Genomic DNA, 23,556 nt, shown 5'->3' with positions numbered 1-23,556 from the left:
TCGATCGGTGAAATCACGCCCGGGTTCGACCGGCCTTTCCCGTGTCATCATGTAGCGATAGTTGAATGCGACGTAGGTCACATCAATGGTCGTGCCGGTTCCTTCCGGCGGACCGCGGGCGACACGGGCCGGTGTGGTCCTCGCGCACGTCTCACTCCGCACTGTTCACGAGCGCCGGTCGGCAGCGCAGCCGCCGGCGGGAGGAGTCAGCAGATGAAGACGAAGGCAGCCGTCCTGCACGGCCCCGGCACGGCGTTCGAGCTGATGGAACTGGACCTCGACGGGCCCTGCGAGGGCGAGGTGCTGATCAAGTACACCGCCGCCGGGCTGTGCCACTCCGATCTGCATCTGATCGACAACGACCTGGTGCCCCGCTTCCCGATCATCGGTGGCCACGAGGGCGCCGGGATCATCGAGGACGTCGGGCCCGGTGTCACCAAGGTCGAGCCAGGGGACCACGTCGTGTGCAGCTTCATCCCGAGTTGCGGCACCTGCCGCTACTGCTCGACCGGCAGGCAGAACCTGTGCGATCTGGGAGCCACGATCCTGGAGGGCCACATGCCCGACGGGAGTTTCCGCTTCCACGACGGCGGCACCGACTACGGCGCCATGTGCATGCTCGGCACCTTCGCCGAGCGCGCGACGATCTCGCAGCACTCCGTGGTCAAGGTGGACGACTGGCTGCCGTTGGAGACCGCGGTTCTCGTCGGCTGCGGAGTGCCGACCGGCTGGGCGACGGCGAACTACGCCGGTGGTGTCCGGGCCGGCGATTCCGTTGTGGTGTACGGAATCGGTGGCATCGGGATCAATGCGGTACAGGGTGCCGCGCACGCGGGGGCCAAGCATGTCGTCGCGGTGGACCCGATCCGGTTCAAGCTGGACAGCGCGTTGAAGATGGGCGCCACCCACGCGTTCACCACGGCCGCCGAAGCAGCCGAGAAGGTCCACGAACTGACCTGGGGGCAGGGTGCGGACCAGGCGCTGATCACCGTCGGCACGGTCGAGGAGGACGTCGTCTCGTCCGCGTTCGACGTCGTCGGCAAGGGCGGCACTGTGGTGATCACCGGGCTGGCGAACCCGGAGAAGCTGACGGTGCACGTGTCCGGCGGTGTGATGACCCTGTTCGAGAAGACCATCAAGGGCACGCTCTTCGGCTCGGCCAATCCGCAGTACGACATCGTGCGGCTGCTGCGCCTCTACGACGCCGGACAGCTCAAGCTGGACGAGCTGGTCACGAAGAAGTACACCCTCGACGAGGTCAACGAGGGGTACCAGGACCTGCGCGACGGGAAGAACATCCGCGGCGTGATCGTGCACGGGACCTGAGCGCACCCGGACGTGCCGGCTGAGCCGGTCGGCACGTCCGGGCGCGGCCGCGGACCCGTAGGGTGACGTGCATGTCGACGCGTCTCTACTTCCGGCAGTTACTGGCGGGCCGCGACTTCGCCGTTGGCGATCCGGTCGCGACCCAGATGCGCAATTTCTCCTACCTCATCGGCGATCAGGAGACCGGTGAGGCGCTGATCGTCGACCCTGCCTACGCGGTCGGCGACCTGCTGGACGTGCTGGCCGCCGACGACATGCGGCCGGCCGGCGTGCTGGTCACCCACCACCATCCGGACCACGTCGGCGGCGATCTGATGGGGCACCCGCTGCCCGGGCTCGCCGAATTGCTGGGGCGCGAGCAGGTGCCGGTGCACGTCAACGGGGCCGAGTCCGAATGGGTGCGCCGGACCACCGGCGTCTCGGCGGCCGACCTGGTGGCACACGAGCACGACGAGGTGGTGGAGGTCGGCCGGATTCCGGTGCGCCTGCTGCACACCCCGGGGCACACACCGGGCAGCCAGTGCTTCCTGGTCGACGGCAGGCTGGTCGCGGGGGACACGCTCTTCCTGGAGGGTTGCGGCCGTACCGACTTCCCCGGTGGCGACCCCGACGAGATGTACCGCAGCCTCCGTGCGCTCGCCGGACTCACCGACGACCCGGTGGTCTACCCGGGACACATGTACTCACCCGAGCCCTCGGCACCGCTGTCGGAGGTGCGGCGGACGAACTTCGTGTTCCGGCCGGCCTCGCTGGAGCAGTGGCGGACGATGTTCGGCTGAGCCGATCGGAGGCGCCGTGCCCCCGGTGGATCAGCTCAGGCCCAGTCTGCGTGTCACGTCGATCCGGATGACGACGCGTTCCGGGTTCGGGGCCGGCTGCCGGTGGTACCGCCGGGCGTAGCGGTCCTCGGCCGCGCGCACCGAGTCCGCGTCGGTCAGTACCACGGCTCGTCCCTCCACAGTGGACCAACGTCGGCCGTCGACCTGGCTCACCGCGACGTTCGCCCCGCCGTCGGCGGCGAGGATGTTGCGCACCTTGACACCGCCGCGCCGGCAGATCACCCACGCCTGGCCGAGATCGTCGGACACGGTCACCCCGACCGGGACCACGTGGGGCGTGCCCGAGGGCCGCAGGGTGGTCAGCGTGCACAGGTGGCGTTCCCGCCAGAAGGCGAGCAGTTCGGAGCTGGGCGGTCGCGTGCTGGCCGGCTCGGCGGGCATGAGGTCCTCTCGGGTCGCGCGTGCCCGTGAACGTACCGGGGCCGGTGTCCGCCCGCCGCCCGTGCGGACGGTGCGGCAGTGGTGGTCGTACCGGCGGCCCGTGTTCCGCGGCTCCCTCGGCCGCGCCTGGTCAGGTGTGCAGGGAGTTCGCGCCGACGACCAGCCGGACGCAGTGCGCGACCAGGCGTCCCCGGGTGACGTCGAGTCGTCCGTCGAGGTAGGCGACGAACAGGTTCGTCAGCGCCCCGACGAGCGCGATCGCCGTCATCTCCCGGTCCTGATCGCCGGGGCGGTCGGGAAGCTGCGCCAGCACGAGCGTCGCGAACGCGGGCGCGAGCTCGGCGCCCCGGCGGGTCAGTGCGGGCTCGGTCAGCGGGGCGAGGAGCAGTACCCGGCCGGCCCGCGGATCGTCGACGATCAGCTCGACGAACGCGCGGACCGCCGCCTCGGCCCGTGCCCGCACTCCGGGTTCCCCGGGCGGGCCCGGTTCTGCCACCGCCTCGGCCAGCGCGTGGTGTGCGAGCGCGCCGATCCGCTCGTAGACCGCCAGCACGAGCTCGTCGCGGTCGGCGAAGCTCTCGTAGAAATACCGTTCGGTGAGGCCGGTCCGGCGGCACACCGCCCGCACGCTCACCGGTCCGTCCTCGCCGCCACCGAGCAGGTCCAGGCCGGCCTCCAGCAGCCGCTGGCGGCGGGCGGACCTGCGGTCGGCGAGCGTCGTGCCGCCCCATGTCCTGGCTTCGGCAGGCATTCCCGCCTCCTCGTGGTTGACCCCGATGGTTCCCGATCCTAGTCTGACAACGACCGTAGTCACTTTGGTCCGCCCGGCACGAGGGAGCGACGATGACCGAGGACGCGCGCACCGCCGGGCCGGAGCCGCTGGGCCCGGACTCGTTGACGTGGAAGTACTTCGGTGACTGGCGCGGCCTGCTGATCGCGTTGTGGGCGGGCTCGATGCAGAACATGCATCCGGAACTCGGAGCTGGAGTGGAAGAACACTCCGGCTTCTTCCGGGAACGCTGGCAGCGTCTGTTCCGGTCGCTGTACCCGATCGGCGGCGTCGTCTACGACGGCCCGCTCGCACACGAGACCGCGTTGCGTGTCCGGGGCTACCACAAGACCATCAAGGGCGTCGATTCCCGCGGCAGGCGGTACTCGGCGCTCAACCCGGACACCTACTACTGGGCCCACGCCACCTTCTTCATGAGCACGATCCACATCGCGGACCACTTCATGGGCGGCCTGACCGAGGCGGAAAGGCGCACGCTGTTCGACGAGCACGTGCGCTGGTACCGGATGTACGACATGAGCATGCGCCCCGTTCCGGCGACCTGGCCGGACTTCCAGGACTACTGGGACCGCATGTGCACCGAGGTGCTCGAGGACAACAGGGCCACCCGCGACGTGCTCGACCTGACCGGGATCGGCCGGCCGCCCGGGCTGGGACGGCTGCCGATGCCGGTGTGGGGAGTGGCGCGCGCGGTCATTGCACGCGGCTTCGTCTGGCTCACCGTCGGCATGTACGAACCGGTGATCCGCGAACGGCTGGGCTACCGGTGGACCTCGCGGGACGAGCGGTTGCACCGGTTGTTCGGCCGGACGGTGAACGCCGCGTTCCGGCTGGTGCCGCACGACCGCCGCTACCACCCCCGGGCCCGCGCGGGCTGGCGCCGCGTCCGGGGAGAGCACACACCGGTGGTCGAGACGCCTCGACGGAACCTGCCGCCGGTGGACGAGCGGGACAGCCCGGTGCACTATTCGCCCAGGGTCTGAACAGAATCCGAACACCGGAACGAGGGAGGCGGCGTGAAGCTCGGCTATCACCTCGGGTACTGGTCGTCCGGTCCGCCGCCCGGTGCCCTCGACGCCGTGCTGGAGGCCGAACGTCTGGGCTTTGACTCGGTCTGGACCGCCGAGGCCTACGGTTCCGACGCGTTCACCCCGCTCGCCTGGTGGGGCGCGGCGACCTCCCGGATCACGCTGGGCACCAACATCGTGCAGATGTCGGCGCGTACGCCCACCGCCACCGCGATGAGCGCGATGACCATGGATCACCTCTCCGGCGGACGCTTCGTGCTGGGCCTCGGGGTCTCGGGTCCACAGGTCGTGGAGGGCTGGTACGGCCGGCCGTATCCGCGCCCGCTGGCGCGCACGCGCGAGTACGTGGACATCGTGCGGCAGGTCGTCGCCCGGCAGGAGCCGGTGCGCCTCGACGGGCGGTTCCATCAGCTCCCGCTGCGTGGCGGCACCGGGCTGGGCAAGGCGCTGAAGTCGACGGTCCACCCGCTGCGGCCGCGTATCCCGATCCTGCTGGCCGCCGAGGGACCGAAGAACGTCGCGCTGGCGGCCGAGATCGGTGACGGTTGGCTGCCGCTGTTCTTCGGGCCGAAGAGTGACGGTTTCTATCGTGCCGCGCTGGAGGAGGGCTTCGGCCGGCGGGCCGAGCCGGTGGACCGGGACGGTTTCGAGGTGGCCGCCTCGGTGCCGGTGATCGTGCACGACGACGTCGAGGAGGCGGCCGGGTTCATCAAGCCCACGCTGGCCCTCTACATCGGCGGTATGGGCGCCAAAGGTGCCAACTTCCACCGGGACGTGTTCGCGCGCATGGGGTACGAGGCCGTCACGGACACGGTGCAGGAGCTGTATCTCGCCGGGCGCAAGGACGAGGCGATCGCCGCGATTCCGACCCGGCTGGTGGAGGACACCGCGTTGATCGGGCCCGCGGCGAAGATCCGCGAGGAGCTCGCCGCGTGGAAGGAGACGGTGGTGACCACCCTGCTGCTGCGCGGCGACGCGGGCACCCTGCGCTCGGTGGCGGACGTCCTCGGCTGAGACGCCGCCCGGCTACGACGTTCGGGGGCTTGGCTGTACGTGGTCCGGCCCGTACCCTCGACCTGCCCGATAACATGAACACAGTTCATGTTATCGGCTGTCATGTTCCTGCTGTGGGTTCCCGCCGGGCCCTGTTCCGGACCTGTTCGACGTCGAGGAGATCCCTATGCCGCTCAGTCGCAGGCGAGTGCTGGCCGGTGCCGCCGGGCTGCCCCTCGCCGGAGCCATGAGCACGGGCGCGATCGGTCCGGCGTCCGGCACGGCGTCGGCGCGGGAACCAGCCGGCGGATTCCGGGTCGGCACCGGCATCGCCGACGTCACCGGACCCGCCGCGGAGAACGGCATGATGGGCTACTCCATGCCCACCCAGCAGACGGCGGGCATCCACCTGCGCACCCGGGCGCGCGCTTTCGTGTTGGCCGACGGCGAGGGCGACCGTCTCGCCTACGTGGTCGCCGATCTCGGCATGATCTTCCAGTCCGTGCAGCAGGGCGTGCTCGCGGCGCTGCGCGAACGCCACGGAGACACCTACACGGCGCAGAACGTACTGCTCACCGCGACGCACTCGCATGCGGCCTGCGGCGGCGACTCCCATTACGCGCTCTACAACCTGTCCATCCTCGGCTTCCAGAAGCAGACCTACGACGCGGTCGTCTCCGGCATCGTCGCCGCGATCGACCAGGCACACGCCGACCTCAGGCCCGGCGGCATCTCCCTCGGCCGCACCGAGCTCACCGACGCCAGTGTGAACCGCTCGCGCACCGCCTTCGATCTCAACCCCGAGGCGGACCGCGCGCACTTCCCGCTGGCGGTGGACCCGGCGATGACGGTGCTGCGGCTCAGGCAGGGGGACACGGACGTCGGAGCGATCAGCTGGTTCGCCACGCACAACACGTCGATGACGAACACCAACTCGCTGATCTCCGGGGACAACAAGGGCTACGCCGCCTACGAGTGGGAACACGACCACGCGGGTGTGCGGTACCTGGACGGCAGGCCACGCTTCGTCGCCGCCTTCCCGCAGACCAACGCGGGGGACATGTCGCCGAACCTGAACCTGCGACCCGGTTCCGGCCCCACCGACGACGAGTTCGAGAACACCCGTCAGATCGGTGACCGGCAGTTCCGCGCGGCCAGGCGCGCCTTCGAGGACGCCGGCGAAACCGTCACCGGCGCGATCGCGACGCGACTGCGTTACGTCGACATGTCGAAGGTCGAGGTGGACGGCCGCCACACCCCCGACGGCGCGCCCCACCGGACGACCGCGGCGGCCATCGGGCTGTCGATGCTCGCGGGCAGTACCGAGGACGGCCCCGGCATCCCCATCGACGAGGGCATCCGGAACCCGTTCGTCGACGCGGTCGGCGGCTGGTCCGTCCCGGTCCCCGACTGGCTCTCCGCCGAGCAGGCACCGAAACCGGTGGTGCTGCCGACCGGGGCGTTGCGGCCCTATCCGTGGACGCCGGACGTCCTGCCGCTGCAGATCGTCCGGATCGGGCAGCTCTGCCTGGTCGCCGGACCCGCCGAGTACACGATCGTCGCGGGGCTGCGGATCCGCCGCGCCGTCGCCGCGGAACTGGGCCTGCCACTGGAGAACGTGCTGTTGCAGGGCTACGCGAACGCGTACAGCCAGTACGTCACCACACCCGAGGAGTACGACTCGCAGCAGTACGAGGGCGCGTCCACCCTCTTCGGCCGCTACACGCTGCCCGCCTACCAGCAGGAGTTCACCCGGCTCGCCGCCGAGTTGCGCGCGGGCGCGCCGGCGGACCAGGGCCCCGCCCCGCGCGATCTGTCCGGCGACCAGCTCAACTTCCAGCCGGGAGTGGTCTTCGACGACGCCCCGCTCGGGCGGAACTTCGGCGACGTGCTCACCGAACCGGACAGCACCTACCGGCGCGGCGGCCGGGTGGTCGCGGAGTTCGTCACCGGGCACCCGAAGAACAACCTGCGCACCGGTGACACCTTCCTCGAGGTCCAGCGGCTGGTCGACGGCACCTGGGTGCGGCACGCGGACGACGGGGACTGGGCTACCCGCTACCACTGGCAACGGACGATCGCGGCCACCTCGAAGGCGACCGTGACGTGGGACGTTCCCGCCGACGCGCCGATCGGCAAGTACCGCGTCGTGCATCACGGTGACTGGAAGAACGGCTGGAACCAGGCGATCAGCGTCCTCTCCGGTACGACACGCACCTTCGTCGTGTCCTGAGTGGACCGAGTCACCGGCGGGCCGAGCACCGCGCCGCATTCCGGGGATGACACGATTCCGGCCTGTTGCCACCCGCAGCCCGGGTGAGTCGAGTACTAATGGGGCCTCGGCGGTAGGCGTTTCCGTCCGAGCACCCGCAGCCGGGGGCGTCTCCTCCGGCGCCCGAGGAGGACCATGGCCGCGCTCACCACCCGCACGCGCCTGGGCTACTCGCTCGGCTCGTTCGTCACCGGCGCCTTCGGCACGGTTCCCGGTCTGCTCCTGCTGCCGTACCTGACCGACACGATGGCCGTCCCGGCCGCGGTGGCGGGTGCCATCGTGCTCGTCCCGAAGGCATGGGATGTGCTGTTCAATCCGGTGGCCGGCCGATTCTCCGACGCCAGTCTTGCCCGCCGCGGCAGCCGCCGCCGGTACCTGCTGTTCGGCGGGATCGGTGTGGCGATCACGTTCGCGGCGCTGTTCGCCCATCCCGGGTTCGACGAGGTGTGGCTGGATTCCGCCTACGTGGTGCTGGCGTTCTTCCTGTGTGCCACCGCGTTCGCGTTCTTCCAGGTGCCGTTCAACGCCCTGCCGGCCGAGCTCACCCCCGACTACGGCGAGCGCACCAGGCTGACGAGCTGGCGGATCGGTGTACTGGCCCTGGCGATCCTCGTCTCCGGTGGCGGGGCGCCCGCCATCACCGAGGCGATCGGCGGGGTCACCGGGTACCGGGTGATGGGCGTGGCCGTCGCGGTCATCATGATCGCCGGCACGATCGGGGTGTACCTGGGTATCCGGAACGCGCCGGTCGCCGCACCGCGGCAGCCGACGCCCGGCTGGCGCGAGCTGGTCGCCACGATGCGAGCATGGCGTCCGTTCCGCTGGCTGCTCGGCGTGTACTTCGTGCAGTCCCTCGGCATCGGGACGCTGCTGGCGGGGGTCAGCTACGTGGCCCGTTGGGTGCTCGACGACCCGGCGTTGCAGACCTTCCTGTTCGCCGGTTTCGTCGGCCCGGCGCTGCTGGTGATGCCGGTGTGTGTCCGGCTGGGCGACCGCTGGGGCAAGCTGACCTGCCTGCGGGTCTTCACGGTGACCTTCGCGGTCGCGCTGTTCGGCCTGCTCGGCGCGGATGTGCTGCCGTTGCCGGTGGTGTTCTCCTTCGTCGCGCTCGCCGGGGTCGGTTACGCGGGGATCCAGGTGTTCCCGCTGGCGATCCTGCCGGACCTGATCTCCGCCGAGGAGGAGCGCACCGGGGCGACCAGAGCCGGCGTCGCCGCCGGCGTGTGGACGGCGGGGGAGACCCTCGGCCTCGCGCTCGGCCCCGGCCTGTTCGGGCTGATCCTGTCGATCGGCGGCTACGTGTCCACAGTGGACTCTTCGGCGGGGCAGCCGGACAGCGCGGTCACCGCGATCGTCCTCGGTTTCTCCCTGCTGCCCGCGATCCTCGTCGTACTGGCGCTGCCGTTGCTGCGCCGCGGTGTCCTGGAGGGGGACCATGTCCGCGCTGCCGGCTGAGGGACAGGCGGTCACCGAGGTGCTCGCCGAACTGCGCGGCCTGCGGTCCGCGGACCTGCCGACACACGGCGGACGCACCCTCGCCTACGTCTACGACAGCGGGCTCGACGGCGTGGACGCGCTCGCCGCCGCCGCGCACGCGCTCGCCGCCTCCGCCAACGCCCTCGACCCGACCGCGTTCCCCGGCCTGCTGCGGATGGAGAACGATCTCGTCGGCGCCGCCGCGAACCTGCTCGGGGGCACTCCGGCCACGGTCGGCACCGTCACCTCCGGTGGTACCGAGTCCTGCCTGCTCGCGGTGCTCGCGGCCCGGGAGTCCCGGCCGGACATCACCGATCCGTCGATCGTGCTGCCCTCCACCGCCCACGCCGCGTTCCACAAGGCGGGTCACTACTTCGGCGTGCGGGTGGTGACCGTGCCCGTCGATCCGCGCACGTTCCGGGCCGTCCCCGGGGACATGGCCGCGGCGGTCGACCACAGCACCGTGCTGGTGGTGGCGAGCGCGCCCTCGTACGCGCACGGGGTGGTCGATCCGGTCGCGGAGATCGCGCGGGTGGCCGTGACCGCGGGCACCCGGATGCACGTGGACGCCTGCATCGGCGGCTGGGTGCTGCCGTACCTGCGCCGTCTTGGCGCGGCGGTGCCGGACTTCGGTTTCGGCGTCGAGGGCGTCACCAGCATCTCGGTGGACCTGCACAAGTACGCCTACTGCCCGAAAGGCGTGTCGGTACTGCTGCACGCGAACGCGGAACTGCGCCGGTCGCAGTACTTCGCCGCCGCGGGCTGGCCGGGTTACACGATGCTCAACACGACGATGCAGTCCACCCGGTCCGGCGGCCCGCCCGCCGCTGCCTGGGCGGTGCTCCGGCACATCGGCGACGAGGGCTACTTGGGGCTGGCCGAGCGCACCCGTTCCGCGGTCGCGGCCATCCGGGCCGGGATCGAACGGATCGACGGGCTGCGTGTGCTCGGCGATCCGGACGCGACACTGCTCGCGGTGGCGGCCGCCGAGGCCCCCGGCTTCGACCTGTTCACCGTCGCCGACCGGATGTCCGTGCGCGGCTGGTATGTGCAACCGCAGTTCGCGCACGAGCACTCGCCGGTGAACCTGCACCTGACGATCACCGCCGCCAATCACGGGTCCGAGGACGCCTTCCTCGCGGACCTCGCGGGTTCGGTGGCCGAGGCGCGAGCGGCCGGCCCGGTGGAGGTCGCCCCCGAACTCGCCGGGGCCGTCGCCGCTCTCGATCCGGAAACCCTGACACCGGAACAGTTCTCCGGACTGCTTGCCGGTGCCGGGCTCGGTGACGCGGCGGCCCTGCCGTCCGAGATGGCCGGGATCAACGCGCTGCTCGCCGTCGCCCCGGCCGCGTTGCGCGAACGGCTGCTGCTGGAGTTCCTCGGTGCCCTGTACCGGCCGGGCGGTTGATCCACGGTGTCGCGGATGGCCGGTCCCGGATTCGGGTAATCGTTTGCTTGAATCTCGGCTGACGGTGGTGTTACGTTCCCGAAACGCTCCGCCGACGCTTCCGGGAGGCCCGCACTCATGGCACGAAACCGGCTGTTGTTCTCGACTCCGGTGCTCGTGGCCGGCCTGGTACTCGCGCTGGTGGCCGGCCTGGTGGTCGGCAAGGCGACCTCGAGTACGGGACCCAGTGCCGACGCCGGCCCCGGCAAGGGCGGGGGCCAGCGTGTCGACGTGATCGTGAAGGCGACCGATTCCGCGTTCTGGCAGAGCATGTTCGCCGGTGCGCAGAAGGCGGGGGAGGACTTGGGGGTGGAGGTCGGCCGGTTCGGGCCGACCTCGGAGACCGATGTGAACGAGCAGGTGCAGCTCGTGGAGAACTCGATCTCGCGCGGGGTGAACGCCATCGTCATCGCGGCCAACTCCGAGACCGCGCTCAACGAGGCGATCGACCGCGCCCGCGAGGAGGGCATCAAGGTCATCACCGTCGACGGCACGGTCACCACCGAGACCGAGGCGTTCATCGGCACCAACAACCTGCGCGCCGGGGAACAGGCAGGGCAGCGCCTGTGCAAGCTGATCACCGACCAGGGCAAGTCCAGCGGGCAGGTGTTGCTGGAGAACGCGGTCGCCGGCGTACAGGCGCTCGGCGACCGGGCCCGGGGTTTCCGGGACGGGCTCGCCGCCGACTGCCCGCAGATCACGGTGTGGGAGGAACGTTTCAACAACAACGACATCAACACCGCGGCCAACCAGGCGAACGACGCCATCGGCGCGGTTCCCGACCTGGTCGGCATCTTCGCCGCGAACAACAAGTCGGGCAACGGCGTCGCCAGGGCGGTGAAGGACACCGGCCGGGCGGCGGATCTGCCGGTGGTCGCCTTCGACTCGGACCCGCAGGAGAACGCCGCCCTCGCCGACGGCTCGATCGACGCGCTCGTCGTGCAGAACCCGTATTTCTTCGGCTACCAAGGGGTCAGTGAGGCGCTGGCCGCGCTGACCGGCGCGAAGCTGGCGCGCAGCCTCGACCCGGGTGCGGTGCTCGCCGACCAGGCGAACATGAACGCGCCGGAGGTCAACGACCTGCTGAACCCTCCGACTGCCCAGGCGAGCGAATGACGCCTGCGGAACCGGTGATCGCCGTCTCGGGACTGTGCAAGGCGTTCTCCGGGAAGGTCGCCCTCGACGAGGTGTCGATGGAGTTGCGCGCGGGTGAGGTGCACTGCCTGGCAGGGGAGAACGGCGCGGGCAAGTCCACCGTGATCCGCATCCTGACCGGTGCCATCCGGCGGGACTCGGGCGAGTACGTAGTGGACGGTCGCCCGCTGCCGGTCTCGTTGACGCCGGCCGCGACCCGCGCCGCCGGAATCGGTGCGGTGTATCAGGAACTGAGCCTGTTACCGCATCTGTCGGCGGCCGAGAACCTGTTGATGGGCAGGCTTCCGTCCCGTGGTGGCGTGCTGGACCGGGGCCGGTTGCGGGAACAGGCCAGGGCCCGGCTGGACCGGGTCGGCCTCGGTGGCCTCGATCCGTCCACTGTGGTCTCCGAGCTGCCCGCGGCGACACGTCAGCTCGTGGAGGTCGCGAAGGTACTCGGCGACGAGCCGAGGGTGATCATCTTCGACGAACCGACCACCGCGTTGTCCGGTAGCGAGGCGGAGTCCCTGCTACGGCGGATCTCCGCGCTGCGGGACGCGGGCGTGGCCGTCCTCTATGTCAGTCACCGGCTGGAGGAGATGTTCGAGATCGGCGACCGGGTGACGGTGTTGCGCGACGGTGCGGTGACCCGCTCCGCGGAGATGGTCGAGTTCACCGAGGACACGTTGATCGCGGCGATGGTCGGCCGGGATGTGGAGGAGCTGTATCCGCGCGGGACCTCGGCAGGCAACGAGGGCGCGGCACTGCTCCGGGTGCGTGGCCTGCGGCCACGAGGCGGCGGGCACGCCGTCGATCTCGACGTCCGTGCCGGTGAGGTGCTCGGCGTGGCCGGTCTGCTCGGTGCGGGGCGGAGTGAACTGCTGCGCGGCATCTTCGGTGCCGATCCGCCGGAGTCGGGGACTGTCGAGGTGGACGGGAAACGGGTGCCGCCGGGCAGGCCGGCGGACTCGGTGCGTGCCGGTATCGGCCTGTTGTCGGAGGACCGCAAGGAACTGGGGTTGCTGCCGGAGCTGTCGATCCGGGAGAACGTCTCGGTCGCCAGCCTGCGTGGTATCGGCAGGCGGGGCCTGCTGTCGGCTCGGCGGGAGTCGGGAGCCGTGGACGAGGTGCTGGACGGAATGCGGCTGCGTGCCGGTTCCTACGACGCTCCGGTGTCCACATTGTCCGGTGGCAATCAGCAGAAGGTGCTGATCGCCCGCTGGCTGGTCAGCGATGTCCGGGTGCTGTTGTTCGACGAGCCCACCAAGGGCGTCGACGTGGGTGCGAAGGCCGAGTTGTACACGCTGATCGGTGATCTCGCTGCGCGCGGGTTCGCGATCGTCGTGGTGTCGTCGTACCTGCCCGAGTTGCTGGGCCTTGCCGACCGGATCCTCGTGCTGCGTGCGGGGGCGGCGGTCGGCGAGGTCCCGGCGGCGGAGGCGACCGAGGAAGGCTTGCTCCGGCTGGCGAGCACGGGAGTTCCGGAGGGCGAGAATGGCGCAGCCTAGGTTGTTCGTCCGCGAGTCCGAGCTGTCCCACGGCGGTGGGCGGCCCTCGCGGATCATCGGCTGGAGCGAGGCCGTCGGGCGCGAGGGCGGTGGCCTGGTCGTGCTGGTCATCCTCTTCGGTGCGCTCGCGCTCGCCAGCGAGAGTTTCCTGACCGGCGGCAACATGGCGAACCTGTCGAGGCAGTGGGCTGTGTACGGCATCATCGCCATCGGTGAGCTGCTGGTGATCCTGACGAAGGGGATCGACCTCTCGGTGGGGTCGGTGGTGGGCCTGACCGGAGCGGTCGCCGCGCAGCTTCTGGTGATGGGGATGCCGATTCCGCTGGCGATCCTGTGCGCGGTGGCCGTCGGCGCCGGGGTCGGCATGATCAACGGTGTGCTGGTGGCGTACGCGAAACTGCCACCGTTCATCGTGACGCTGGGGATGATGGGCGCGGCGAGAGGCCTGGTGCTGGTGGTCACCAACGCCAACACTGTCCAGCCGTTGCCCGAGGGGTTCTCCTCGATCGCGAACGACACTGTTTTCGGTATCCCGAATCTGCTCATCATCACCGTGATCGTCATTCTGGCGATCGGTTTCCTGTTGCGGCGCACCGTGTTCGGGCGTTACGTCTACGCGGCGGGGTCGAACGCCGAGTCGGCGCGGCTGTCCGGTGTGCCGGTGCCGAGGGTGCTGGTGACGGTCTACGCGATGTCCGGGTTGCTGGCCGGGCTGGCGGGTGTGCTGCTGGCTTCGCGGCTCGACGCCGGTGTTCCGACGATGGGTGAGACCTACGAGCTGGACGCGATCGCCGCCTGTGTGATCGGCGGGGCGAGCTTGTTCGGCGCGAAGGGCACGGCACTCGGTGCCGCCACCGGTGCGCTGATCACGTCCACGTTGAACAACGGTGGCAACCTGCTCGGGGTCAACTCGTTCTACCTGCGGATCGCGATCGGTGTGCTGATTCTGCTTGCTGTGTCGTTCGATCAGTTGCAGGGCAGGCTGTCCGCGCGGGGCGCGGCGTTCCCGGCTGCCGATCCGGGAGGGGTCTCCGGCGGTGGTGCCGTGCCGGGGGGCAGCGGTTCCGGCGGCGGTGGTTCCGGCGGCGGCAGCGGCGGCGGGGGCCCTGGGGACCCGCCGGAGCGGAGCTGACTTCGACGGCGTTCCGTGTTGTTCGGCCGCATGGCAAGGCGCGCCTGGCTGACATGTGTGGCGCGTCGAGCCGTGTGTCGCTGGTGAGCGGTCGTCCCGTTGCGGCGTCGGCTATCGGTTGTGGTGGCCGGTCGTGGGGGCCCGTCTCGCACCGATGCCGGCACTCCGGATGGCGACCGTCCGCCGGCACGCGAGCGGAACGGCCACCCGGAGGATCTGCGGGGCAGCGTCATAGTCGCCCCGGGGCCGCGACTCGTCGACATATCGCGTGGGCGTGCAAGGCGGGCGCCGTGCTGTCCCGGCAGTGCGCTGGCCGTTGCGCTGCGGCGACTTCGCTTCCTCCCGGGTCGGGGTTCACGTACACGGTTTCTGGTTCGGAGGGTTCGATGCTGTCTGTGTTCGACGGCTGCGCGGTACCGCATGTCAGAAGGGCGCAGGTGTGTCCGCCGGTGGGTGGAGGGGTTCGGGTCGGCTGTGGTGGTGCTGGCCGTTGGGGGTGGTGATGTGCAGGGTTCCGGTGTTGTCGGTGGCGAAGCGCCAGCCGGGGAGGTCTTTGAGGCGGTGGTGTCGTCGGCACAGCCCGGTCAGATTGTCGGCGCTGGTTTTGCCGCCTCGTGCCCAGTCGTCTGTGTGGTCGATGTCGGATACGTGGGACGGCCGGTGGCAACCCGGCATCCGGCATTCCCGGTCGCGTACCTTCACCCACTCGGCCAACGCCGCGGGTGGCCGGTAGCGGGTACGTCCGAGGTCGAGCACCGTCCCGGTGACCGGGTCGGTGACGACCTTGCGCAGCACCGAACCCGGGCGGGCCGCGAGGTGGCGGGCCAGCCAGGCCGATACCGGCCCGTGACCGGGCAGCTCGGCGGGATGGTCGTCGACCCCGGCCAGGGTGGTCGCGGCGACGTGCACGAACACTTCGGTACGTGTCTCGGCGGTGCGGTGGCCGAGGCAGAGTTCGGCGAACACATCGGCACGTAGCTGTTCCAGGGTGCGGGTTTCGCCCCCACCGCGCAGGGTTTTCGCGATCCGGTCCACGCGTGCGTAGATCGCCGTGGCGGTCTCGGCAGGCAGATCGGCGATCAGGGTGCTCATGGCGTCGTCCTGGTGCACCAACTGCACGCTGCGTTCCAGACGCCGTTTCCGCGCCCGCTCAGCATGCCCGTCCGGATCGACGGCCACGACTTGCCGCACGGCGGCGCGGCGAATGCTGGACGGATTCCGCCCGTCGAGCCGACCCACCATCGCCGCGTCCACGGCAGTGGCGTGCTCGTCCGATAGCGGGTTGGTGGCATCGACGATCTTCGATGCCTTGTACGCATCGATGGTGCCGGTGTCCAGAGCAGCCAATGTCGCGGGCAGCCGTGTGGTCAACGCCTGGGCGTGCGCCACCATCCGCTGTGCACGGTGCTCGGTGGTGGCCAGGGTCAACGCGACCTCCGCCGCCACCCCGCGCGACTCCTCCGACAACGCCGCGAACCGAGCCACCGCCCGCACCTGCACAGCCTCGGCACGCGATCGGGCGACCTCGGCATCGCGCATCACCCGAAGAAGCCCACGCGCCGACAACGAAGACAGTCGAACACCGGCCAGACCCCCGTGATCGACCCGCACCGTTTCCCGCGAATCCATATCAAGAATCGCAGCCAACCAAACTTCAACAGATCCCCCGCTGATCATGAACCCATTCTAGCGAACCCCGGACACCATTCCAATCACACCATCAGGTGCCCCGCACACGCGAATGTGCCATTCGTGCGAAATGTCGACAGTGGGCCGATGCGGGATATTATGGGAATCATTCCGTCAGCGGTGATTGGTCGCGAAAGTAGTCGCGGCAGACGTCAAGAAGTGTCGCCGGTGACGCCCCCTGCCGGGAGGCGATAACGGGCCCGCGTGCAGCGCGGTGTGACCGCGCCAGAAACCTACCGTGACGCCCCCTGCGTGATGCACCGCAGCGCACCTGCGCCCCATGCGCATCCCGTGCAGCCAGCAACCACCAACCCCGGCCCGGCCCGGTCAGGAGTCAGACAGCAGTCCCGTCCGGAGCCGCCCTGCCGCCAAGCCAGTTGCCGAAAGAGACCCGACGCCACAACAGGGGAACGACACCGAGCGCGACCACGCCGAGTGGACGCGACAACCAACCCGCACCGAAGAATACGGAACCGAGAAACCCGTCCCGTGGGGAACTGTCGCTGGTGACCAGCGACGGCGAACGCCCCGAGGAGCGACAGTTTCACACGGCCCGCCGAAGGCGTGCCCGAAACCAGAGAACACCCCGATAATACGAGCTTTCGCTGAGCCCCAAGGTGATATACCAAGCGAGCGCAACAACTCAGCCGACGCCGAAGAATACGGAACCGAGAAACCCGTCCCGTGGGGAACTGTCGCTGGTGACCAGCGACGGCGAAAGACCCGAGGAGCGACAGTTTCACACGGCCCGCCGAAGGCGTGCCCGAAACCCGAGAACACCCCGACAATGCGCGGCCCGCCAAGTCCTCGAACACCGTCAGAACCCGCACCCGCACAGAGGAACCATGAGCAGGCAGGCGAACCCGACCTCACTGGCAGGAATGTGAGAGGGCTCAGGTAATCAGAATGCCCGACGAACCTGCCCGCTGTGGAGAGCCTGCTCGTGCCGACGAACCTGCCCGCCGTGAAGACCTTGCCCGCGCCAACGACCTCGCATGACGCGCACGGACTCGTCCCAGTGTGCCCCGGCCGGTCCCGATCCCGCCGGAGCCCGGAGCCCGGAGCCCGGGGGCGGGCCCTGCCGACCCCGTGTCCTGCCGAGCCCGCTGGATCCCGAACCTGCCGGAGCCCCGAACCTGCCGGAGCCCCGAACCTGCCGGAGCCCCGAACCTGCCGGAGCCCCGAACCTGCCGGAGCCTCAAACCCGTCGAGGCCCCGAACGCGTCAGGGCGACGGTCGCGTAGTGCCGAGGTGACCGAGCCCGATCAGGGAGTCGGCATCGAGCGTGACCGTGCCCTGCTCGGCGAGGTTCGCCAGGAACCGTTCTCTGACCCGCTCGACGGCCGCCGAGTCGAGGCCGACCAGGTAGCCGCGCAGCGCCGCTCCGATCAGGAACTCCCAGGCGTCGTCAGGATGCAGGGGTTGCCGGAAGCCGACTTCGGTGACGGAGACCCGCTCCAGCCCGAGCTGTTCGAGCCAGGCGCGGAGCTTCGCCGGGGTACGCAGTGGCGCGGACGGATCGTTGCCGCTCATGGCGGTGCGCGCCGCCGGCCGTTCGGACGCGATAGCGGGCATCCCGGCGGCCAGAAGTGATCGCATCGCCTCGTTGCCCCAGACGGTCACGGCGAACCGCCCGCCGGGCCGTAGCCTGCTCAGCAGCGTCTTCGTGCCGGAGTTCAGGTCCGGCAGGAAGAACACACCGTAGGCGCATTGCACCAGGTCGTAGGGACTGTGCGGCGACTCCCAGGTGAGCACGTCCGACTCGGTGAACGTGAGCTGCGCCAACCCTTCTGCCGAGGCCACGGCACGCCCCTGATCAAGCAGGGCGCCCGCCATGTCGACGCCGTCGACCGCGCCGGACGGGCCCACCGCGTGCGCGGCGGGCACGGCGGACGCGCCGGAACCACAGCAGGCGTCGAACACCCGCTCGCCGGGGCGCGGCCGTGACACCGCCACGGTGAGTTCGCCGAGTGGCCGCCACAACCGGGCGTACCAGCGGGCGAATTCAGGTGCGGCGGCGTTGAAGGTGGCGCCCGCGGCGGTGGGTTCCATGTCAGCGACCGAAGCGCTGGTAGTACGCGACCAGCCGCCGTGGCACGAGACGCCTGGTGCCGTCCACGGTCACCGGCACCAGGTCCGGCACGGCCGCCTTCCACCGCGCACGGCGTGAGCGGGTGTTGCTGCGGGACAGCTTTCGCTTCGGTACGGCCATTATCGTGACCCCCCGCCGTCTCGCCTGCCGTAGCGCCGGTGGAACTTCTCCACCCGTCCCGCCGTGTCCATGACCCGCTTCGCGCCGGTCCAGAATGGATGGGAGGACGCGCTGACGTCCACCATCACGAGCGGATACGTGTTGCCGTCGCTCCATTGGACGGTCCGCTCCGAGGTGATGGTGGACCGGGTCAGGAACGCGTCCCCGTTGGACGAGTCCTGGAAGACCACCGGGTGGTAGTCGGGATGGATACCTGGTTTCACTGTTGTTCCTTTCCTTCTCCGCCACGGGATTCGCCGTGGGGTCCTTCCGTAGCCGGGGCGACCTGGGCGTCGTGCCGGTCGGCCGGGACGTCGTTGTCCTCGCAGGGTTCCTCGTGCCAGTCTCCGAACGGGTCGGGATAGGCGAGCCAGGCCGTGGGACCACCACCGAGTTCGTTGTCGGTCAGCAGAGCGGCGTCCAGCGCCGAGCCCACCTCCTCCGGGGTGGCGTGCCCGGTGACGACGACGAGTTCCTGCGCGCGGTCACCGAACTCGGGGTCCCAGCGCAAGGCGGCGAGGGCGCTGCGCTCGGGGGAGACGTCCTCCCAGGCCGGTCCGTCCTCGGCGGCCAGCCAAGCCCCCGCGTGACCGATGCCGAGGCCACCGCCCGCGGACTCGATCCAGAACGCCGTGTCCGGCTGGCTGGCCACCCAGGCCCGGCCCCGGGTGCGGATCACGCCGTCGAGCAGCACGTCGATGGCCTCGTGCAGCCTGCCGGGATGGAAGGGCCTGCGGGCGGTGTAGAGCAGTACGGCGATGCCGCAGTCGGCGTGCAGTGGTGGTTCGCCGCGCAGCAGCGGGCCGTGCATGTCGGTGACCTCACCTCTGCGGGCGGCCGCTGGAATCGCCGCGCGGATGGCACCGATGTCCAGTGTTTCCAGATCCAGCCGCGGCGCACTCGGCGCTGTCCGGTCCAGCACGGCGGCGGTCCGTGCGGCCGTCCACGCGTCGGGGGCACTGCCGGAGTGGACGAGGACGTCGGCGAACTCGGCCTGCGCGAGCGCCACCTGCGCCACGGTCCGCTCGTCCTCGGGGCTCGCCCGCAGGCCGCGTTCGGCCAGCACCTCGTCGCCGGTGACGTCGTCCAGCCAGGTCGCGGCGTCGAGGACGGCGAGCACGCCCTCGATCCGGACGTCCTCGATGACCGGGCGATCGCCGACCAGCACGTTGCGCACGGCCCAGCACACCGGTTCCGGTTCCATCGCCTCGTCGAGATGGACGACGATGCGGCGCACCCGGGGAATCCCGGCCAGGGTTCGCAGCAGGGGCAGCAGATCTTCGCGGAGGGTGCAGGAGACGCAGCCGTGCGCGAGTTCGAGGACGGTGAGCTGATCGCGGCCGCCGAGGCGCAGCCGTCTGCGGACCACGCCGGACTCGATGTCGCGCAGCTCGTGGTGGACGACGGCGGTGCCGGGATCGTCGTCGCACAGCCGGTCGGCGAGCGTCGCGCAGGGTCCGGTCGCCAGTCCGGCGATGAGGACGAGGGGCACCCGCGGGGTGTCTGTCACGTGGCTCTCCAGCTTTCGTGCCGGTCTTCGACTTCAGGGGCAGGTTGCTATCGTAGATGAAAATGACTATCAATATCAACTAGCGCGACGATGGGTCGTGCCACGAGAAGAAGGAGGCCGGATGTCCGCCGTGTGCCAGGTGACCGGGAAGAAACCCGGGTACGGCAAACAGGTCTCGCACTCGCACCAGCGCACGTCCCGGCGCTGGGAACCCAATCTGCAGCGCCGCCGCTACTGGGTTCCCGGCGAGGGCCGCCACGTCCGGCTGCGGGTGTCGGTCAACGGGATGAAGACCATCGACAAGCGCGGGATCGATGCGGTGGTGCGGGAGATGCGCGCCCGGGGAGTGAAGTTCTAGATGGCACGCAACGAGATTCGCCCGATCATCAAACTGCGGTCCACGGCGGGCACCGGGTTCACCTACGTCACCCGCAAGAACCGCCGCAACGACCCGGATCGCATGGTGCTGCGCAAGTTCGACCCGATCGCGCGCAGGCATGTCGACTTCAAGGAGGACCGCTGATGGCGAAGAAGTCCAAGATCGCCAAGAACGAGCAACGGAAGGTGATCGCCGCCCGGCACGCGGAGCGCAGGGCGGAACTCAAGGCCGTCATCGCCGCGTCCGGCTCGACCTGGCAACAGAAGCAGGCAGCCGTGTCCGCGTTGCAGAAGCTGCCCAGGGACGCCAGCCCCACCCGGATCCGCAACCGGGACGTCGTGGACGGCAGGCCGAGGGCCTATCATCGGGCCTTCGGCCTGTCCCGTGTCCGGTTGCGCGAGATGGCGCACCGCGGTGAGCTGCCCGGCGTCAGCAAGTCGAGCTGGTGAGCGCCGTGCCCAAGCCCGCCGCGAAGCCGTTCAAGCGCAAGCGCAATCCGCTACTGGCGGCCGGAGTGTCCGAAGTGGACTGGAAGGACGTCGAACTGTTGCGCAAGTTCATCTCCGACCGGGGAAAGATCCGTGCCCGCCGGGTCACCGGACTGACTCCCCGGCAACAGAAGCAGGTGTCCGTGGCGATCAAGAACGCCAGGGAGATGGCCCTGCTGCCGTACCCGGCACGCGTGCGCAACTGACCGGGTGGTGGTGGGCGTCGTTCGCCGCCCACCACCACACGATGTGCGAGGATCGCCGGATGAGCGTCAATCCCGGCGACCCCGGCGACCCCGCTGCCGAGCCCGACGCGGAGCTGCTCGCCTTGTGGGCCAAGGTGTTCGGCTTCGCCCGCACCGGAGACGCCGAGAGCCTCGCGGCCTACGTCGACGCCGGGATCCCGGTGAACCTGACCAACGACTCCGGCGACACACTGGTCATGCTGGCCGCCTACCACGGGCACCCGGCCGCCGTCCGTGCGCTGGTGGAGCGGAGCGCCGAGGTGAACAGGCTCAACGACCGCGGTCAGAGCCCGCTGGCGGGCGCCGTCTTCAAGGCGGAGCGGGAGGTCGTCACCGTCCTGCTCGCGGGCGGCGCCGATCCCGCGGCGGGCACGCCCTCGGCGATCGACACGGCGACGATGTTCGAGCAGGCCGAACTGCTCGCCCTGCTGCGCGGCTGATCGTCCGGGGCGGCATGCTGGACGCCATGTCGCACGAGCAGCACTACCTTGTCGGACTCGACCTCGCCGGACGGCGGGTCGTCGTGGTCGGTGGCGGCTCCGTGGCCCAGCGGCGGCTGCCGAGGCTCGTCGCCGCCGGCGCCAGGGTCGAGCTCGTGTCGCCGGAGTCGACGCCCTCGGTGGGGGGCATGGCCGACGCGGGCGAGATCGTCTGGCACCGCCGTTCCTATGCCGACGGCGATCTGGCCGGCGCCTGGTACGCACTGGCGTGCACGGACGACACCGGGGTCAACGAAGCGGTGTGCGCCGAGGCGGAACGGTCCCGGGTGTTCTGCGTCCGGGCCGACGACGGTACCCGCGGCAGCGCGGTCACCCCGGCTTCCGGCACGCACGACGGCCTGCTCGTCGGTGTCCTCTCCGGTGGAACACCGCGCCGGTCGGCGACGGTCCGGGACGGCGTGCTGGACGCCCTCCGGGACGGGGCCCTCGCCGATCCCGGCGAGCAGGCGCGCTTCGCGGCCGAATCCGGCGGGGTCGCGCTGGTCGGCGGTGGCCCCGGCGACCCCGACCTGATCACCGTCCGCGGCAGGCGGCTGCTCGCGAGGGCCGATGTGGTGGTGACGGACCGGCTCGGCCCGAGGGAACTGCTCGACGAGCTCGCTCCGCAGGTCGAGATCGTCGACGCCGCGAAGATCCCGTACGGCCGGGCCGCGGCCCAGGACGTGATCAACTCCACGCTGATCGACCGGGCACGGGCGGGCAAGTTCGTGGTGCGGCTCAAGGGCGGTGACCCGTACGTCTTCGGCCGTGGCTTCGAGGAGGTGCTCGCCTGCGCGGAGGCCGGCGTGCCGGTGACGGTCGTCCCGGGTGTCACCAGCGCGTTCGCGGTGCCGGCGCTCGCCGATGTGCCGGTGACCCACCGGGGCGTCGCGCACGAGGTCGTGGTGGTCTCCGGTCACCTGCCGCCCGGCCACGAGCAGTCCCTGGTTGACTGGGACCTGCTCGGGCGCATGCGCGGGACCCTCGTGCTGATGATGGGCGTCGACCGGATCGACAGCTTCGCCGAGGCGCTACGCGGCGGTGGCCGTCCCGCCGACACCCCGGTCGCCGTCGTGCAGGACGGCACCATGCGTTCGCAGCGCGTACTGCGCTCCACCCTCGCGTCGGTCGCCACCGACTGCCGGGACGCCGGGGTACGACCGCCCGCCATCATCGTCATCGGGCCGGTGGCCGGACTCGCGCAGGCGGCTCAGCGCGGGTAGCAGCGCTGAGCGAAGTCGCAGATCGCCTCGGTGAGCCTGCCGGGATCGAAGCGCAGTTCGACCGGGCTGCGGGCCTGCAGGAACTCGGCTCTGGGCAGGTCGGCGGCCAGGCTGTCGGCATCGCCGAACGGGTGGATCGGATCGCGCTGGTGGCCGATGACCAGTGCTGGCACGTCGATTCGCTTGCGGACGGACTTGGGCGGCGCGACCCGGCCGAACAGCACGCCGTGCAGCAGCGCTGCCATCGGTTCCGGCTGCTGGTCCAGGGTGTCGGTGACGACGTCCACCCACTGGTTGCCGTGCGGCACCAGGTGCGCGGCGGCGGCGACGCCCTGCACGGTCACCGGCAGGAAGCGGGCCGCGAACAGCAGCGGCGCGAAGATGAGCAGGCCGGCGACGATAGCGTTGTCCAGCACCGGCATCTCGACGACCATCCCGTGCAGCCGCTCGGGCGCGGTCACCGAGACCTCCAGCGCGACGTTGGCACCCAGCGAGGTGCCGCCCAGCACCGCACGCTCGATGCCGAGGTGGTCGAACAGCGCCAGCGTCTGCTCGGCGAACGCGGGCATCGAGTACCGCCAGGACTCCACCGGACGGTCCGATTCACCGTGGCCCAGCAGGTCCAGGGTGACTACCCGGAAGCCGTCCGCCGCCAGCTTGCGCGCCAGCGGCGCGTGCATCCGCCGGGTGAACATGATCCCGTGCGTCAGGACGACGACCCGGTCGCCCGAGCCGAACTCGGTGTAGGCGAGCCGGTGCCCGCCGAAGTCGAACGATCCGGCGAGTTCGATCGGGCGCGGACGCCCGCGCCGCCCGCGCTCGTGGCCGGCCGGGATCCTGTCCTCCGTGACCGTCGCGTTCGCCGAGGCCATGCGCACCGCCCTTCCTGCCGCGAGACGTTGATCGTCGGGTACCAGCAAACCATCCGTCCCCGACATCGGTACACCACCGGGTGAGAGCCGGTCA

At 70.3% G+C, this 23,556-nt stretch carries 24 protein-coding genes; 16 read left to right on the top strand and 8 right to left on the bottom strand.

Features of this window, described 5'->3' with window-relative positions; all coding sequences use genetic code 11:
* Positions 1-213 precede the first annotated feature (213 nt).
* Positions 214-1,326, top strand: coding sequence for an NDMA-dependent alcohol dehydrogenase (locus CFN78_RS15765; RefSeq protein WP_094863531.1), 1,113 nt, complete (start codon positions 214-216; stop codon positions 1,324-1,326).
* Between the two features lie 71 nt (positions 1,327-1,397).
* On the top strand, positions 1,398-2,105 hold the full coding sequence (locus CFN78_RS15760) for an MBL fold metallo-hydrolase (protein ID WP_094863530.1): 708 nt from the start codon (positions 1,398-1,400) through the stop codon (positions 2,103-2,105).
* Between the two features lie 30 nt (positions 2,106-2,135).
* Here the strand turns inward: CFN78_RS15760 and CFN78_RS15755 are convergent, their stop codons facing one another.
* Entirely contained in the window at positions 2,136-2,546 is a 411-nt protein-coding gene (locus CFN78_RS15755; RefSeq protein ID WP_094863529.1) for a pyridoxamine 5'-phosphate oxidase family protein, read from the bottom strand.
* Between the two features lie 130 nt (positions 2,547-2,676).
* A complete protein-coding gene (locus CFN78_RS15750; protein ID WP_094863528.1) occupies positions 2,677-3,297 on the bottom strand; it encodes a TetR/AcrR family transcriptional regulator in 621 nt (206 codons plus the stop codon).
* Positions 3,298-3,389: 92 nt separating this feature from the next.
* On the opposite strand from CFN78_RS15750, the gene CFN78_RS15745 reads away from it, so the two are divergent.
* The 8 genes from CFN78_RS15745 (at position 3,390) to CFN78_RS15710 (ending at position 14,326) form a co-directional block, all read left to right on the top strand.
* Positions 3,390-4,319 carry an oxygenase MpaB family protein gene (locus CFN78_RS15745; protein ID WP_094863527.1) on the top strand — a complete coding sequence of 310 codons (930 nt, stop codon included), beginning with the start codon at positions 3,390-3,392 and terminating at the stop codon, positions 4,317-4,319.
* Between the two features lie 33 nt (positions 4,320-4,352).
* Positions 4,353-5,378, top strand: coding sequence for an LLM class F420-dependent oxidoreductase (locus tag CFN78_RS15740; RefSeq protein ID WP_094863526.1), 1,026 nt, complete (start codon positions 4,353-4,355; stop codon positions 5,376-5,378).
* A gap of 166 nt (positions 5,379-5,544) precedes the next feature.
* On the top strand, positions 5,545-7,590 hold the full coding sequence (locus tag CFN78_RS15735; protein ID WP_094863525.1) for a neutral/alkaline ceramidase: 2,046 nt from the start codon (positions 5,545-5,547) through the stop codon (positions 7,588-7,590).
* A 174-nt stretch (positions 7,591-7,764) separates the two neighbouring features.
* On the top strand, positions 7,765-9,084 hold the full coding sequence (locus tag CFN78_RS15730; protein ID WP_094863524.1) for an MFS transporter: 1,320 nt from the start codon (positions 7,765-7,767) through the stop codon (positions 9,082-9,084).
* Positions 9,065-10,513 (top strand): pyridoxal phosphate-dependent decarboxylase family protein, encoded by a 1,449-nt coding sequence (locus CFN78_RS15725; protein ID WP_094863523.1) that lies wholly within the window; start codon positions 9,065-9,067, stop codon positions 10,511-10,513. The genes CFN78_RS15730 and CFN78_RS15725 overlap by 20 nt, the downstream gene beginning before the upstream one ends.
* 117 nt (positions 10,514-10,630) lie before the next feature.
* Positions 10,631-11,668: an ABC transporter substrate-binding protein gene (locus CFN78_RS15720; protein WP_094863522.1), complete on the top strand. Its 1,038-nt coding sequence runs from the start codon at positions 10,631-10,633 to the stop codon at positions 11,666-11,668.
* A complete protein-coding gene (locus CFN78_RS15715; protein ID WP_094863521.1) occupies positions 11,665-13,194 on the top strand; it encodes a sugar ABC transporter ATP-binding protein in 1,530 nt (509 codons plus the stop codon). The genes CFN78_RS15720 and CFN78_RS15715 overlap by 4 nt, the downstream gene beginning before the upstream one ends.
* Positions 13,181-14,326: an ABC transporter permease gene (locus tag CFN78_RS15710; protein ID WP_094863520.1), complete on the top strand. Its 1,146-nt coding sequence runs from the start codon at positions 13,181-13,183 to the stop codon at positions 14,324-14,326. Before CFN78_RS15715 ends, CFN78_RS15710 begins: the two co-directional genes overlap by 14 nt.
* 423 nt (positions 14,327-14,749) lie before the next feature.
* On the opposite strand, the gene CFN78_RS15705 is transcribed toward CFN78_RS15710, so the two are convergent.
* The 5 genes from CFN78_RS15705 to mrf form a co-directional block, all read right to left on the bottom strand.
* Positions 14,750-15,865, bottom strand: a complete 1,116-nt coding sequence (locus CFN78_RS15705; protein WP_094863519.1) for an HNH endonuclease signature motif containing protein — start codon at positions 15,863-15,865, stop codon at positions 14,750-14,752.
* A 1,374-nt stretch (positions 15,866-17,239) separates the two neighbouring features.
* Positions 17,240-18,067, bottom strand: a complete 828-nt coding sequence (locus CFN78_RS15700) for a class I SAM-dependent methyltransferase (protein ID WP_094863518.1) — start codon at positions 18,065-18,067, stop codon at positions 17,240-17,242.
* Between the two features lies 1 nt (position 18,068).
* Positions 18,069-18,227 carry a 50S ribosomal protein L32 gene (gene rpmF, locus CFN78_RS15695; protein ID WP_094863517.1) on the bottom strand — a complete coding sequence of 53 codons (159 nt, stop codon included), beginning with the start codon at positions 18,225-18,227 and terminating at the stop codon, positions 18,069-18,071.
* Positions 18,227-18,490, bottom strand: a complete 264-nt coding sequence (locus tag CFN78_RS15690) for a type B 50S ribosomal protein L31 (protein ID WP_094863516.1) — start codon at positions 18,488-18,490, stop codon at positions 18,227-18,229. The genes rpmF and CFN78_RS15690 overlap by 1 nt, the downstream gene beginning before the upstream one ends.
* Positions 18,487-19,776 carry a ribosome hibernation factor-recruiting GTPase MRF gene (gene mrf, locus CFN78_RS15685; protein ID WP_094863515.1) on the bottom strand — a complete coding sequence of 430 codons (1,290 nt, stop codon included), beginning with the start codon at positions 19,774-19,776 and terminating at the stop codon, positions 18,487-18,489. Before mrf ends, CFN78_RS15690 begins: the two co-directional genes overlap by 4 nt.
* A gap of 121 nt (positions 19,777-19,897) precedes the next feature.
* Between mrf and rpmB the strand changes: the two genes are divergently transcribed.
* Genes rpmB through cobA form a run of 6 tightly spaced genes read left to right on the top strand, consistent with a single transcriptional unit; the run spans position 19,898 to position 22,590 of the window.
* A complete protein-coding gene (gene rpmB / locus CFN78_RS29515) occupies positions 19,898-20,134 on the top strand; it encodes a 50S ribosomal protein L28 (RefSeq protein WP_110495003.1) in 237 nt (78 codons plus the stop codon).
* On the top strand, positions 20,135-20,299 hold the full coding sequence (gene rpmG, locus CFN78_RS29510) for a 50S ribosomal protein L33 (RefSeq protein WP_110495002.1): 165 nt from the start codon (positions 20,135-20,137) through the stop codon (positions 20,297-20,299).
* The gene (rpsN, locus tag CFN78_RS15675) at positions 20,299-20,604 is read left to right on the top strand and encodes a 30S ribosomal protein S14 (RefSeq protein WP_094863514.1); all 306 of its coding nucleotides are present in this window, start codon (positions 20,299-20,301) and stop codon (positions 20,602-20,604) included. The genes rpmG and rpsN overlap by 1 nt, the downstream gene beginning before the upstream one ends.
* Positions 20,601-20,849 carry a 30S ribosomal protein S18 gene (rpsR, locus tag CFN78_RS15670; protein WP_094863513.1) on the top strand — a complete coding sequence of 83 codons (249 nt, stop codon included), beginning with the start codon at positions 20,601-20,603 and terminating at the stop codon, positions 20,847-20,849. The genes rpsN and rpsR overlap by 4 nt, the downstream gene beginning before the upstream one ends.
* 59 nt (positions 20,850-20,908) lie before the next feature.
* Positions 20,909-21,328: an ankyrin repeat domain-containing protein gene (locus CFN78_RS15665; protein WP_094863512.1), complete on the top strand. Its 420-nt coding sequence runs from the start codon at positions 20,909-20,911 to the stop codon at positions 21,326-21,328.
* A 26-nt stretch (positions 21,329-21,354) separates the two neighbouring features.
* Positions 21,355-22,590, top strand: a complete 1,236-nt coding sequence (gene cobA / locus CFN78_RS15660; protein ID WP_094863621.1) for a uroporphyrinogen-III C-methyltransferase — start codon at positions 21,355-21,357, stop codon at positions 22,588-22,590.
* Here cobA and CFN78_RS15655 read toward each other — a convergent pair.
* Positions 22,578-23,462, bottom strand: coding sequence for an alpha/beta fold hydrolase (locus CFN78_RS15655; protein WP_094863511.1), 885 nt, complete (start codon positions 23,460-23,462; stop codon positions 22,578-22,580). The two genes, cobA and CFN78_RS15655, sit on opposite strands and share 13 nt — an antisense overlap.
* Positions 23,463-23,556: the final 94 nt, after the last annotated feature.

The organism is Amycolatopsis antarctica (assembly GCF_002262875.1).
In the GTDB taxonomy this organism is placed as follows: domain Bacteria; phylum Actinomycetota; class Actinomycetes; order Mycobacteriales; family Pseudonocardiaceae; genus Amycolatopsis; species Amycolatopsis antarctica.
The sequence above is the reverse complement of the archived record's forward strand: the minus strand, read 5'-3'. Positions and strand labels throughout refer to the sequence as shown.